The sequence below is a fragment of the Sanguibacter antarcticus genome, from assembly GCF_002564005.1.
GTDB lineage: Bacteria > Actinomycetota > Actinomycetes > Actinomycetales > Cellulomonadaceae > Sanguibacter > Sanguibacter antarcticus.
Genome location: NZ_PDJG01000001.1, coordinates 2,827,404 through 2,840,044 on the forward strand (window position 1 = coordinate 2,827,404; position 12,641 = coordinate 2,840,044).

General features: G+C 71.2%; 13 protein-coding genes. 3 read left to right on the forward strand and 10 right to left on the reverse strand.

Translation table 11 applies throughout. The features are described 5' to 3' along the window. Positions 1-9 precede the first annotated feature (9 nt). The 9 genes from ATL42_RS16485 to ATL42_RS12825 are packed head-to-tail and all read right to left on the reverse strand — an operon-like array spanning position 10 to position 8,802. Positions 10-735 (reverse strand): LuxR C-terminal-related transcriptional regulator, encoded by a 726-nt coding sequence (locus tag ATL42_RS16485; RefSeq protein WP_098455682.1) that lies wholly within the window; start codon positions 733-735, stop codon positions 10-12. Then, a complete protein-coding gene (locus ATL42_RS12790) occupies positions 728-1,999 on the reverse strand; it encodes a sensor histidine kinase (RefSeq protein ID WP_098455683.1) in 1,272 nt (423 codons plus the stop codon). The genes ATL42_RS16485 and ATL42_RS12790 overlap by 8 nt, the downstream gene beginning before the upstream one ends. An 11-nt stretch (positions 2,000-2,010) precedes the next feature. After that, entirely contained in the window at positions 2,011-2,898 is an 888-nt protein-coding gene (locus ATL42_RS12795; RefSeq protein WP_098455684.1) for a type II secretion system F family protein, read from the reverse strand. After that, complete coding sequence (locus ATL42_RS12800) at positions 2,895-3,818, reverse strand: type II secretion system F family protein (protein WP_098455685.1); 924 nt, start codon at positions 3,816-3,818, stop codon at positions 2,895-2,897. The genes ATL42_RS12795 and ATL42_RS12800 overlap by 4 nt, the downstream gene beginning before the upstream one ends. Continuing rightward, positions 3,815-5,119 carry a TadA family conjugal transfer-associated ATPase gene (locus ATL42_RS12805; protein ID WP_098455686.1) on the reverse strand — a complete coding sequence of 435 codons (1,305 nt, stop codon included), beginning with the start codon at positions 5,117-5,119 and terminating at the stop codon, positions 3,815-3,817. Before ATL42_RS12805 ends, ATL42_RS12800 begins: the two co-directional genes overlap by 4 nt. Continuing rightward, positions 5,116-5,511 (reverse strand): TadE/TadG family type IV pilus assembly protein, encoded by a 396-nt coding sequence (locus tag ATL42_RS16490; RefSeq protein WP_169925428.1) that lies wholly within the window; start codon positions 5,509-5,511, stop codon positions 5,116-5,118. The genes ATL42_RS12805 and ATL42_RS16490 overlap by 4 nt, the downstream gene beginning before the upstream one ends. Then, positions 5,508-7,289, reverse strand: coding sequence for a CpaE/TadZ family protein (locus ATL42_RS12815; protein WP_169925429.1), 1,782 nt, complete (start codon positions 7,287-7,289; stop codon positions 5,508-5,510). The genes ATL42_RS16490 and ATL42_RS12815 overlap by 4 nt, the downstream gene beginning before the upstream one ends. Next, positions 7,286-8,002 carry a Flp pilus assembly protein CpaB gene (cpaB, locus tag ATL42_RS12820; RefSeq protein ID WP_098455689.1) on the reverse strand — a complete coding sequence of 239 codons (717 nt, stop codon included), beginning with the start codon at positions 8,000-8,002 and terminating at the stop codon, positions 7,286-7,288. The genes ATL42_RS12815 and cpaB overlap by 4 nt, the downstream gene beginning before the upstream one ends. Beyond that, a complete protein-coding gene (locus ATL42_RS12825) occupies positions 7,999-8,802 on the reverse strand; it encodes a hypothetical protein (protein WP_143556766.1) in 804 nt (267 codons plus the stop codon). Before ATL42_RS12825 ends, cpaB begins: the two co-directional genes overlap by 4 nt. 198 nt (positions 8,803-9,000) lie before the next feature. Here ATL42_RS12825 and ATL42_RS12830 point away from each other — a divergent pair, with 198 nt between their 5' ends. Beyond that, a complete protein-coding gene (locus ATL42_RS12830) occupies positions 9,001-9,354 on the forward strand; it encodes a DUF192 domain-containing protein (RefSeq protein ID WP_098455691.1) in 354 nt (117 codons plus the stop codon). After that, a complete protein-coding gene (locus tag ATL42_RS12835) occupies positions 9,351-9,977 on the forward strand; it encodes a prepilin peptidase (protein ID WP_098455692.1) in 627 nt (208 codons plus the stop codon). Before ATL42_RS12830 ends, ATL42_RS12835 begins: the two co-directional genes overlap by 4 nt. Positions 9,978-10,170: 193 nt before the next feature. Here ATL42_RS12835 and ATL42_RS12840 read toward each other — a convergent pair whose 3' ends face one another. Continuing rightward, positions 10,171-10,947 carry a YdcF family protein gene (locus ATL42_RS12840; protein ID WP_245862781.1) on the reverse strand — a complete coding sequence of 259 codons (777 nt, stop codon included), beginning with the start codon at positions 10,945-10,947 and terminating at the stop codon, positions 10,171-10,173. Between the two features lie 468 nt (positions 10,948-11,415). Between ATL42_RS12840 and ATL42_RS12845 the strand changes: the two genes are divergently transcribed. After that, positions 11,416-12,639 (forward strand): globin domain-containing protein, encoded by a 1,224-nt coding sequence (locus ATL42_RS12845; RefSeq protein WP_098455694.1) that lies wholly within the window; start codon positions 11,416-11,418, stop codon positions 12,637-12,639. Positions 12,640-12,641: the final 2 nt, after the last annotated feature.

The following is a 12,641-nucleotide window of genomic DNA, read 5'->3' on the forward strand; positions in this document are numbered from 1 at the left end:
GGCCTGTGCTCACGCGGCGCTGTCCCGGGTCGCGAGCCAGCAGACGATCGCCTCGCCGCGCGAGGACACCCCGAGCTTGCCGAAGACGTTGTTCACGTAGTTCTTCACCGTCTTCTCCGTGACGAACAGCCGCCGGGCGATCTCCCGGTTCGTCAGTCCTTGCGCGATGGCCTCGATGACTTCGCGCTCACGACCGGTGAGGCGTCGGGGCGTACCGCGGCCCTCCGTCCTGCGCGCTGTCCTGCTCTCCTCCGTCTGCTGCGTCACGCCCTCGGTGCCGGTGGCCCTCGGGGTCACGGTCCGGGGCTCGGGTGGCGTCCACGGGACCGGCAGGCCGGCGAAGACGGTCCCGCCCGCCACGCACGTGCGCAGCGCGGCGACGATGCCACGCGGCCCCAGCGCGCCGTGCACGACGTACCCGCTCGCTCCTCGCGCCATCGCGGTCCCCAGCGATCCGGGGTCGTCGGTGTGCGTGAGCATGAGGACGCTCGCGTGCTCGACGAGGTCTGGCAGCGCGTCGAGCCCGTTGCTGCCGGCGAGGCGGACGTCGAGGAGCACGGCGTCGGTCTCGCCGCGCCGGACGATCTCGACGGCCTCGGCGAGGTTCGGGGTGTCCAGCACGGACGCGATCTCCTCGCTGTTCTCCAGCGCCGCCCGCACCCCGAGCCGGATGATCGCGTTGTCGTCGACCACGAGGACCGAGATCGGCCTCTCCTGCGTGTGTTCGCTACCCATCGAGCACCTTCTCTCTCGTCCGGTCCCCGGCCGGCTCGTGCCAGCCGGGCGTGCTGTTCTCGTCCTGGGTCGGCAGCTCCACGCGGACGAGCGTCCCGGCGCCTGGTTCCGACGTCCAGAGCGCGGTGCCGCCCATCTCCGAGACCCGTTCCACCACACCGACGATCCCGAAGTGCCCCGGCTCGGCCGCCGGCAGCTGCCCGGAGGCGCGCGACCCGGGCAGTCCGCGGCCGTCGTCGTGCACGACGAGGAGCAGAGGACGCGAGGTTCCTGCACCGTCCTCACGGACCAGGACGCGGACGTGCGAGGCACCGCCGTGCCGACGCACGTTCTCGAGCAGCTCGCGAAGCACCATCGTCACCGCACCACGCCGCGCAGCATCCACCGCGTCGTAGTGCTCGTCGACGTCCGGGCGAACGGCCACGAGCGTGCGCGCCGACCAGTCCTCCAGCCAGGCCACGAGCTCTCGACGGGTCATGGGCTCTAGACGGGTCATGGGCTCGACGGTCTCGCCGCCCGTCCGCAGCGCGCACAGCGCCGCACGCGTGTCCTCGTGCGCAGCCTCGGCCGCCTGCCCGAGCATGTCGGCGACCTCACGCGTGCGCGCGTCGGTGCTGGTGCGCTCGAGGAGGTCGTCGAGCGTGGCGACGAGCAGCCGGATGCCCGCGATCTCGCCTGCCACGGTGTCGTGCAGGTCGCGTGCCGTCCGCAGCCGGTGGTCGACGACCGCTCGTCGCACCCGGGCGCGCGCCAGCTCTTCCTGGGTGCGCGCGAGCGCGGCCAGCCCACGTCCGAGCGTCGCCCCGGCCCCGGCCATCGCGACGAGGGAGACGACCGTCGCGCCCGCGAGGACGAGCCCAGGGATGTCGCCGACGTCCCGCACCCAGGTGAAGGAGACGAGCGCGAGGCCGGTCGCGACGAGCAGCGCCGGACGCAGGCCTGTGGCCAGGCCCCAGAGCGCGACGGTCGCGGCGTCGTAGACGAACACGGGCGCGGAGCCCTCGAGCACCACCGTGACGACCGCGGCGGCGAGGACGTCGGCCCCCTGGATCGCGAACGAGCGCGCATAGACCGCGCCGCGGCGCGGCCACGTGACCGCGGGGACGAACGAGAACGGCGCGACGCCGACCCCGGCGACGAGCACGAGGACCTCGCCCTGCGCCACCACCGGAGCGAGCGCGAGCAGCAGCACCGCGAGCCGCAGCTGGCACAGGAGCCGCGCGACCCCCGCTGTCGTGCGCTCCCACGTGTGCTCCACCGGCATGGTTCCCCGCCTCAGAGCAGGCCGTCGAACAGGCTGGCGTTGCCGAGCAGCACGGCCGAGACGAGCAGGACGAGCGCGCCGGGCACGATCGTCACCGTCACGGCGAGCGACACCTTGGGGCCGGCCTTGGCCGCCTGCTGGCGGACCTTCTGCGCGTGGTCGCGGCGCACGTCCGCCGCGATGTCCGTGAGCGCGTCGGACATCGGCACACCGAGCTCCTCGGCCTGCAGCAGCGCGGCGACGAAGTTGCCGAACGCCTCCGAACGGGTCCGGTCTCGCAGGTCCTCGAAGACCCGCCGACGCGGCACCCCGAGCGACATCTCGTGCAGCGCCGCCCGGATCTCCTGGGCGAGCGGCCCGTCGGAGAACTCGCACACGCGCCCCAGCGAGGCCCGGAAGCCGAGGCCAGCACGGACCGTCACGCCGAGGACGTCGAGGAAGTCCGGCAGCTCGGCGTCGATCGCGTGCTGACGCCGCACCCCGACACCCCACAGCCACAGCGGCATCCACGCGCACAGCAGAGCGGCGAGCATCACGCCCATGAACAGCGACCCCAGGTACCACAGCGCCGCGAGACACACGGCACCGAGCACGACGAACCCTGCCTGACGACGGACGAACACCGTCGGGGTGATCCCGTCTGGTCGGCCGGCCCGCCGGATCGCCGCGTCGAGCTCGGTCATCCGGCGCGCCCCGAGCGCCTTCGTCAGCGGGCCGACGAGGCGTGCACCGAGCAGGTCGAGCATCCCGTGCGACCGCTCCGGACGCCCCTCGCCGGCCGGTCCCCCGCTCGAGGGCGCCTCCACGTGCTCGAGCCCTGTCGTCGTGAGCTGGTGCACCGCGATGGCGGCGACCACGACGAGGAGCGCGGCCGCGAAGGCGATGGCCGGGCCGTTCACAGCGCCACCTTCGACAGGCGCCGCACCATCACGTACCCGACGGCGAACAGCGCCCCCGAGACACCCAGCGCGAGCTGGCCGAGAGGTGTCCCGATCATCGCGTCGAGCGCCCCCGGAGACAGGACGTTGACCATGACGACGGCGGCCAGCGCGAGGACGATGACCGCGTAGCCGGAGAACGTGGCTCCGACGGTCGCCGTCTTGATCTCGCGCCGCAGCTGGCGCCGCTCGTCGAGCGTGCCAGAGATCGTGGTCAACGCTTTCACGAGCGCACCTCCAGCGCGGTTCTGGACGACGAGCGTCTGGCTGAGGACGGCGATCTCGCGGGACGGCAGGCGCTCGCGCAGGTGCGCCAGCGCCCCGTCGACCCCGTGCCCGACGCCCAGCTCCGCGCAGACCTGCGCCAGCTCGGAGGACGCCGGCTCCTGGATCTCCTGGGCCGCGAGCCCGAGCGCGCGAGGCAGTCCGAGGCCGGCCTGCGTCGCGTTCGCGAGCAGGCGCGCGATCTCCGGCAGCTGAGCGATGATGCGCTCGATGCGCTGCTCGCGACGGCGGTCGAGCCAGCGCGCGGCGCTCGCGACGAGCGCCAGTCCCACGACGACCCCGCCGACCCGCCCCAGCAGCGGGACCGCACCGACCGACCCGACGACGGTCACAGCACCGACGGCGAGGACGACGCCGGACGGTGACCAGGTGGGGTAGCCCGCTCCGGCCAGCAGCGCCGCCAGCCGCCGCCCGGGCGTGGTGCGACCGAACCGCGCGTCCAACCACCGGAGCCGGTCGCGGCTGACGACCGCAGACGGCCCGACGGCGTCGACCAGGGCCCCGTTGCGCTCGGCGGTCGCGTGCCGGTAGCCGACCGTCACGACCGCGAGGACACCGGTGATCGCGGTGATGACGAGCACCTCCCCTGGCGTCATTCGGTGCCGTCCACGACGTCGACGACGGACTCGCCGGCGAGCGCGAGCCGGGCCCGCAGATCGTCGGGGACGGACATGTGGACGAACCGGCCGGTGACCACGCGGTCCGGTCCGAGCGGGTCCGCGTGGAACTGGAGCACGGGCACTGTCACGTACTCCTCGCGTCCGTGGGAGGCCACCCAGCAGACCTCGGCGACGCGGCGGGCACCGTCGACCGACCGGCTCAGGTGCACGACGAGGTCGACGGCGCTGTTGATCTGGTCGCGCAAGGTCGTGACCGGCAGGTCGAGCTCGCTCATCGTGGCGAGCGTCTCGAGGCGGCGCAGGGCGTCGGCTGCGGTGTTGGAGTGCACGGTCGCGATGGAGCCCTCGTGGCCGGTGTTCATCGCTTGGAGCATGTCGAGCGTCTCTCCGCCACGGACCTCGCCGACGACGATCCGGTCGGGGCGCATGCGCAGGGCGTTGCGCACGAGGTCACGGATGGTGACGGCTCCGAGGCCCTCGATGTTCGGGGGCCGGGACTCCAGGCGCACGACGTGCGGCTGCTGCAGGGAGAGCTCGGCGGCGTCCTCGACGGTGACGATGCGCTCGTCGTCCGGGATGGCGCCGGACAGCGCGTTGAGGAACGTCGTCTTCCCGGTGCCGGTGCCGCCGGAGACGATGATGTTGAGGCGTCCGCGCACGCACGCGGTGAGCAGCCGGGCGGTGATCGGGTCGAGGCTGTCGCGGGCGACGAGCTCGGACATGCGGAACGGCCGCGGGAAGCGGCGGATCGTCAGGCAGGCGCCGTCGACCGCGAGCGGCGGGACGACGACGTTGACACGCTCGCCCGTGGGCAGGCGTGCGTCGACCATCGGCGAGGACTCGTCCACACGACGGTTGACGCTCGACACGATGCGGTCGATCGTCTGCATGAGGTGCTCTTCGGACGCGAAGCGCACGCTGAGGCGCTCGAGGCGCCCGCGCCGCTCGACGTACACCTCGGACGGGCCGTTGACCATGATCTCGGTGATGCTCTCGTCGGCGAGCAGCGGCTCGAGGACGCCGAGCCCGAGCACCTCGTCGACGATGCGCTGCACGAGGGTGGAGCGTTCGCGCGGGGACAGGACGGGTCCCTCGGAGACGAGCACCGAGAGCAGGACCCGTTCGAGGCGTGCCCGGCGCTGCACCGTCCCGAGCCGGAAGACCTCTTCGACGTTGATCTCTTCGAGCAGCCGCGCGCGGTAGCGGGCGACCATGTCCGGTTCTTCGGGCGCGCTGGCCCGGGTGCCGCCGTCGGCCAGACGGTCGCGCAGGCTCATGAGTCCATCCTCGGGAAGGTTGCGGACCGCTCGACGAGCAGGCCGCCGACGGTGACGGACGGGCCGAGCACCGGGAGGCGCACGGCGACCTGGACCTCGACGTCGTCCGCGTTCCGCTGGACGACGTACCGCTCGACGCGGATCCAGTCGGGGAGGCGCGCGTCGAGCGCTGGACGCCCTGGCTCGCCCTCAGCCTCGATGCGTGCGGCGTCCCGCACCGCGGCCTGGGTGGTGGAGTAGACCTGGGCGACGTAGACGCCCTGCACGCAGAGCATCGCGGCGAGCACGACGAGCGTGACGACGCCGACGAGCTCGAGCGCGACCTGACCGGCCTCCCGGCTGGTCTGCTCGTCGAGCTGCTCGTGCTGGTCGCCCTGCTCGTGCTCTCTCACGACGGTTCCTCGAAGACGCCGACGCGGGCGTCCACGCTGAGGTGCACGCCCGGGATCACCGTGGGCGAGTCGAGCGTGACGACGACGTCGTCCCCGTCGAGATCGACCTCGACGTCGTTGTCCCACGGCGACGGAACCCGTGCCTCGACGAGGCGCTCGAGACGGGCCCGCTCCACGTCGTCGCCCTCGGCGGGCATCCCGACGATGCCGATGTGGCGAGATCCCTCGTCTGCGGCACCGCGCGCGGCGAGGAGCCCGCCGGCCCAGAAGACGGCCTGCAGGCACAGGACGAACACGGTGAGCCCCATGAGCACGACGAACGGCAGCTCGACCGCGGCCTGACCCGACTCGCTGCCGGACGTCACGGACTCCTTCTCGGATGTTTCCTCGGGCGCCTTCTCGGGCGCTGTCTCGGCTGCCGCCTCGGGTGCGTCAGACGCTGATCCCTCGTCCCGGCTCGCCGTGTCCGGAATCGTCGTGTCCGGAATCGTGCTGTCCGGGCTCTCCGCGTCCGCGGTCGTGGCGTCCGGGCTCGCAGCGCCGCGACGGCGTCGGGACCTCTCGCTGCGACGGGCTGCCCGTGCCGGGCGCCGGCGCCGTGGTTGGTCGGTCACCTCGGGCGGAGGCTCGACGTCGTTGGGGTCGCGCACCACCGCGAGCGCCGCGGACGCGACGGCGGTGTGGACCGTGGTGCGGGCGGTGACGAGCTCGACGGCGTTGACGGCTGTCTCGAAGAGTGCGGCGCCGTCGGGTACCACCGCGGTCACCGGGCGCCCGAGGACGCGTTGGACCACCTGGGGGGTGACCTCGTCCTTCTTGGTGCGGCGGTTGACGACGATCGCCACGTCTGTGCGCTTGCGCACGGCGAGCCGTTCCCACTGGTCGAGGGTGCGGCGTGCGGCGCGCAGCGCGGGCAGGTCGGGGGTGAGGACGAGCACGACCCGGTCTGCCCGTTCCAGGACGGCGGCGCGTGGTTCGTCGAGCCCGGAACCGACGTCGACGACGGCGAACTCGGACTCGTAGCGCAGGGCGTGGACGATGGCGCGTGCGGTGTCGGAGGACATGGCTTCTGCGTGCTCGCCCTCGTCGGGTGCGGGCACGAGGCGCAGGCCGCCGGGCACGGGGTAGGTCGTCTCGCGCAGGCTGCGGCCCGACACCTCGTCTCCGAGCGCGGCGAGGTCGACGACGGACTTGCGGGTGGACACCCCGAGGTAGCCGGCGAGGTCGCCGCTGGCGAGGTCGAAGTCGACGGCTGTGACGACGCCGGCGCCGCGGCGTGCGAGGGCGAGCGAGAGGAGGAGCGTGTAGACGCTCGTGCCGACCCCGCCCTTCGCCCCGGCGACGGCGACGACGCGGCCGCGGTGGCCGCCCTGGTCGCTGCGTCCGACGGCGTCGTTCGCTGCTGCGGTCCACGCGGCGACGGACTCGAGGCGCGAGACGAGCTCGTCGAGCGGGGCCGTGCGGGCGACGACGGATCGTGCCCCGACGTCCATGGCTGCGGCCAGCCCGTCCGGGCCTGCCTCTTCGACGAGCATGACGAGCCCGAGCAGCGGCAGCATCGCGCCGAGCTGGCGGGCGAGGGCGTGGCCCTGCCCGTCGCGGACGGTCTCGTCGACGAGCACGACGCCGACGTCACCGACGCGGCCTACCGTCTTTGCGACCTCGTCGACGTCCGACGTGACGCGGACGAGCTCCATGGTGCCGCTCTCGAGCAGCAGGTTCTGCGTGCGCTCGTGGACTGCGGGGTCGTCGGTGACGAGGATCGCCTTGACGTTCATCCTTGAGCCTCCGTCGTGGTGTAGACCCATTGGTCTTCGGAGATCTCGCTCGTGTCGCCGGCGCCTCGCAGGGCCAGGCGCAGCTTGACGGAGAAGCTCTCGACGTACGCGACCTTGAGCGCGTCGTTCGTCGTGAGGGCGAAGGTCACGGGGACGCCGCTCGAGCTCTCGAAGCTCGCGCGGGCGTCGCTCTCGTCGTCGACGTCGCGGGCGACACCGACGTCGATGACCTGCGCGTTGGACACCCACACGCGCGAGCTGGGCGGTGCGGTGTCGGTGCCGCCGACGGTCGCGATGATGTCGACCCGGTCGCCTGGGCTGACCTTCCCGGCGACGCCGGTCTCGGCGTCGACCATGACGGCGATCTCGCGGTAGCCGGGCTCGACGGCCGGAGGGGTGACCATCATGCCGGTCTGGACGGTCGTGCCGGCGACGAAGCTCGAGCTGGCGACCTTCCCGAGGATGTCGTCCTGCTCGTCGGCGAGGAGCGTCGCACCGGAGACCCAGCGCTCGGGCATCTCGACGGACGCGAGCATGTCCTCGGTGATGGCCTCGTAGACGCCGACGTCACGCGTGAGGCGCAGGACCTGGACGGACGGGCCGACCCGTGAGCCGACGTCGTCGACGTAGGTCATGATGCCGAAGAACACGGCGACTGCGGCGATGCTCGTCAGGACGATGAGCACCAGGCCTCGTCGCTGTCGGGGATTCACAGACGGACTCCTTCAGAGTCGAGGATCGAGGCGGTGGGGAGGTCAGAGGCTCGAGAGGGCAGGTCGACGGTCTCGGGATCCTCGCGCACGACGGCGCAGAACAGGCAGGCGTCGTCGACCACCGGCCGCTCGCACACCGCGCACGGCTGCGTGCCTGCTGCGGTGGTGGCAGCGGCGACGGCGTCTGCGGCGAGCCGGGCGAGGTCCTCGGGGCCTTCGGTCGTCTCGAGCCAGCGTCGCGCGGGCCAGGTGCCGCCGGTGATCTCGGTCCGGTCTGCGGGCAGGGTGCGCTCGACGTCGGGCAGGACGTCCTTGCCTGCGCGGGCGACGACGAGGCGCGGCGACTCGACGGCCGGCGTCTCGCGTGTCCGGCGGACGACGTCCTGGTCGATGTCGACGAGGAACCGGGTGGTGGGCCACCACGAGAGCAGGTGCAGGCCGAGCCCGGGGTTCGGGTCGGCGAGCCCAGCGACCCCGCTGAGGACTGCTCGGGTGCGCACGGCGTCGTCCACGGCTCGGACGACCGCCGGGGCGAAGGTCAGGTCGGCTGCGGGCAGCGTGGCGAGCGCGGTGACGTGGAAGGACCACCTGGTCACGGGGCTGTCGAGGAGAAGCACCGCGACGGGTTCGTCGGAGAGCGCGCGCACGGCGTTCGCGACACCTCGGGACGTCGGGGTGTCACAGACGAGGAGCACCTCCTCGTGGACGGTCCTGACGATGTCCAGCAGGTCCTCGACGACGGCAGGGGACCACTCGTGGGCGGACGACGTGGCGCCGTCCGACCGGACCGGGATCAACAACGTTGCTTCTCCTTGCAATGCTTCTGGGGAAAAGCGACCATTCGCCTAATCGGACCCAAACGCAGGCATACGATGTCATGCGGACAGGAACAATGTCGACGTTTGTGTTGAATTGTTCGTGTTCTATTCATGTAAACAACACCTACGTTGCTGAGCGGCCACCGGTCGCCCCGACGAAGACCCCCGGAGGACACTCTCGTGCGCACCGCCCCGCTCGCCGTCGACGGTCGGCCTGTCGCCACCACCGTCGTCGCCGACACCTACCTCGCCCGCCTGCGCGGCATGCTCGGGCGCACCCCGCTGCCCGAGGCCATGTTCCTGGTCCCCTGTGCGTCCGTGCACGGGGTCGGGATGCGCACCTCGCTCGACGTCGCCTTCGTCGCACCCGACGGCGAGGTCCTCGGGACGGGTGTCCTGCGCCCCTATGCCTTCCTCGGTGCCCCGCGCGGCACGCGTGCCGTCCTCGAGGCCCCGACCGGGTCGTTCGCCCGGTGGGGGCTGACCACCGGCGCGCGCCTCGCCCGCCCCGACACCTCCCCTCTCCACGCATGACGACGCGCGTGTGGCGCCGCCCGCCCCACCACGTCGCGGAGGACGCGTGGCGCGAGGTCACCGTCCACCCGGTCGCGTGCGCGCTGTTCGCCGCCGCTGCGCTCACCGCGGTCGCGGCACGCGCGCTCCTCGGTGCGATCGAGGTCCTGCCTCCGCTCTCCCCCGGCAGGCTGGCCGCACTGCTGGTCGTCCTCCTGCCCACCGCGCTGGCCGCCGGGGTCGACGCGCGCACGCACCGTCTGCCCGACGTGCTCGTCCTGCCCGTCTACCCGATGCTCGCGGCCGTGCTCCTCGTCACCGCGCTCGTCGACGCCGACGGTGGGCCCGCGGGCCGGGTCGTGCTCGCGGGGCTCGTCGCAGCTGCGGCGACTGCGCTGCTCCACCTCGTGACCCCGGCCGGGCTCGGGTTCGGCGACGTCAAGCTCGTCCCCCCGCTCGCAGCGCTGTGCGCGTGGGACGGCTGGCTCGGACCGATGGTCTGGCTCGTCGCGTCGTGGACGTCGGCCGGGGTCGCGGCGCTCGTCCTCCTCGTGACACGGCAGGTCAGCCGTGGGTCGTCGATCCCGCTCGGGCCGCACCTCGTCGTCGGCGCGCTCGTCGCCGTGGTCCTCGCCCCGGTCTGACGCTCGCGGGCCGTGCCGGGGTCGATGGTTCCACGTGAAACCTCGCGGGCGCGCACGAGCGCGCTGTCGCTGCCGATCACGAGGGCTTCGAGCTGACACGGTTCGAGCCTGCGTCGCCACACACCTGCCGAACGCACCTGCAGGTCAACGCACCATCGCGCCCGTCAGGTCACCCACCCTGATGAGAACACCGCTATCTCTGAAGAGTATCGAGCGTGATGCCGAACCATTCGCGGACCCACGACGTCGGAAGAATCCATGGGACGGTCGGCGCGGCAAGCCCCTCGGCGTCAAGTCCGACGCGCTCGGCGAACGACAGTGCCCGGTACATGTGGTAGCCCTCACTGACGACGATGACCGATGTGCTCAGACCGTTTTCAGCAAGCATCTCTCGGGAGAACGTGAGGTTCTCGAGCGTGGAGGTCGAACGATCCTCCATCAGGATGCGGTCCTCAGAGATGCCTCTCTGCACCAGGACGCGCTTCATCGCTTCCGCTTCGCTGATCCATTCGTGGGCGCCCTGGCCGCCGGAGACGATCACCTGCACGGAAGGATTCGCCAGGAGATAGTCCGCGGCAGTATCGACTCGACGAAGGAGAGACGCGCTCGGCGTGTCGCCGTTCACGCGGCAGCCGAGGACGATCACGGTGGTGGGCGACTCGGGCTGAGTGCTCATGGCGGTCGCCATGAGCAGGGAGAGCGCGCCGCACCAGAGGACGCCACAACCGAGGAGAGCGGCAGCCGAGACGATGACGATCTTTCCGCGGCGCTGCTTCATACGGGCGGACAGGAAGCGGGAGACTCTCGACGAGAAGAGGACGACGACGGCCAGAAGGACAGAGAAGCCCATGCCGACGATGTTTCCGATGTTGATGATTCCAGAGATGGTCACGGGCTGGAGAAAGACCCAGAATCCATAGACCGAAAGCAGCAGGAGGATCAGGCGAAGCGCATTGCGCAGAGTGAGCATCTTCACGGATGAATACTCCTGTTAGGTGAGAATACAGTCGCGAACCGTATCACGAGCATCAGCAATGAGGTGTTCTCACCAGGATGGGCGGGCTGGGGAGCGCGGTGCTGGGTTGACCTGCAGGTTCACTGTAGCGCTGGTGCAAGGGGCGGGACCCCAGGCGCCAAGATTTAAGCCGCTAGATGTTCTGGGTCATGACGTTGTGACACGCCGGGACATGCGCGCGTGTGGAAGGGGCAAGTCCCGGTTGTCATACACCAAAGCCTCACCCGACACGATCACATTCTGAGCCAGGCCGCGATCACCGTCCGGAACATCCACTACAGCTCCCCTCGACCACGCTCTGGCCGGGGACCAGCCCTCGCCTCACGCCTCTACGCACACGTCACCACCGCCCTGACACAGATCGGCTAACCTGACAAAACCGGCCACCAGGGGGTGGTCGGGTCTCTCATGAAGGAGCTTGCCATGCTCTCCGACAGCTCACGTCCCGTCGTCGGATCGACCTTGCAGGTGATCGCCGAGCACATCCCCCAGATCGCGCAGCGCTTCTACCAGCACATGTTCGCGGCCCGCCCCGACCTGCTCGACGGCACGTTCAACCGGGGAAACCAGGCACAGGGGACGCAGCAGGTAGCTCTGGCCGGTTCGGTCGTCGCGTTCGCGAGCGCTCTCATCAAGACGCCGGAGCAGCTGCCCGAGCACCTGCTCTCACGCGTCGCGCACAAGCACGCGTCCCTGGGGATCCGGCCCGACCAGTACGACGTGGTGCACGAGCACCTCTTCTGGGCGATCGTCGACGTGCTCGGCGACGCCATCACTCCCGAGGTCGCCGCCGCGTGGGACGAGGTCTACTGGCTCATGGCCTACGCGCTCATCAACCAGGAGCGCGGCCTCTACAGCGGCCGTGGCGTGCGCCCAGAGACGGTGTGGCGGCAGTGGAAGGTCGAGGAGAAGATCGCCGAGACCGCCGACGTCGTCACGTTCGTCGTCAAGCGGGTGGACGACCGTCTCGTGCGGACGTCGCTGCCCGGCCAGTACGTCACCGTCAAGGTCCCGATGCCCGACGGCGTGCACCAGCCGCGCCAGTACAGCCTCACGCGCGCCGACGACGGCGAGCACCGTCAGTTCTCGGTCAAGCGTGTCCACGGTGGCGGCCAGCCGGACGGCGAGGTGTCGTCGTACCTGTGCGAGACCGTGGAGACCGGGGACGTCTTGACGATGTCCTTGCCGTTCGGTGACGTGGTGCTCGACGACTCTCGCCCGCTCGTCTTCGCCAGTGCTGGCATCGGCATCACGCCCATGGCCGGCATGCTCTCCCACCTCGTCCAGGCGGGCTCTAACCTGCCGGTCCACGTACTGCACGCCGACCTCGACGAGGCCTCGTTCGCCCTGCGGCACCAGGTGCTCGCCGACGTCCGCGCGCTGCCGAACGCGACCGTGCACGCCTGGTACGAGCGCGGACCGGAGTCGTCCTTGCCGCTCGACGGCGTGTTCGAGGGCCTCATGGACGCCTACCAGATCGACCTGCCGGACGGCGCCGGGTACTACCTGTGCGGGCCCCTGCCGTTCATGCAGGCGGTCCGCAGCGACCTCGTCGCCCGCGGTGTGCCGCCGCAGGACATCCAGTACGAGGTGTTCGGCCCAGACCTGTGGCAGGCCGACCTGCTGACCGAGGCGTCCCCGGGCTGAGC

Excerpts from the sequence above, each read along its gene's own strand:
- ATL42_RS16485 (WP_098455682.1), bottom strand. The coding sequence starts at position 735 with ATGGGTAGCGAACACACGCAGGAGAGGCCGATCTCGGTCCTCGTGGTC.
- ATL42_RS12790 (WP_098455683.1), bottom strand. The coding sequence starts at position 1,999 with ATGCCGGTGGAGCACACGTGGGAGCGCACGACAGCGGGGGTCGCGCGG.
- ATL42_RS12800 (WP_098455685.1), bottom strand. The coding sequence starts at position 3,818 with ATGACGCCAGGGGAGGTGCTCGTCATCACCGCGATCACCGGTGTCCTC.
- ATL42_RS12805 (WP_098455686.1), bottom strand. The coding sequence starts at position 5,119 with ATGAGCCTGCGCGACCGTCTGGCCGACGGCGGCACCCGGGCCAGCGCG.
- ATL42_RS12815 (WP_169925429.1), bottom strand. The coding sequence starts at position 7,289 with ATGAACGTCAAGGCGATCCTCGTCACCGACGACCCCGCAGTCCACGAG.
- ATL42_RS12835 (WP_098455692.1), top strand. The coding sequence starts at position 9,351 with ATGACGACGCGCGTGTGGCGCCGCCCGCCCCACCACGTCGCGGAGGAC.
- ATL42_RS12840 (WP_245862781.1), bottom strand. The coding sequence starts at position 10,947 with ATGCTCACTCTGCGCAATGCGCTTCGCCTGATCCTCCTGCTGCTTTCG.
- ATL42_RS12845 (WP_098455694.1), top strand. The coding sequence starts at position 11,416 with ATGCTCTCCGACAGCTCACGTCCCGTCGTCGGATCGACCTTGCAGGTG.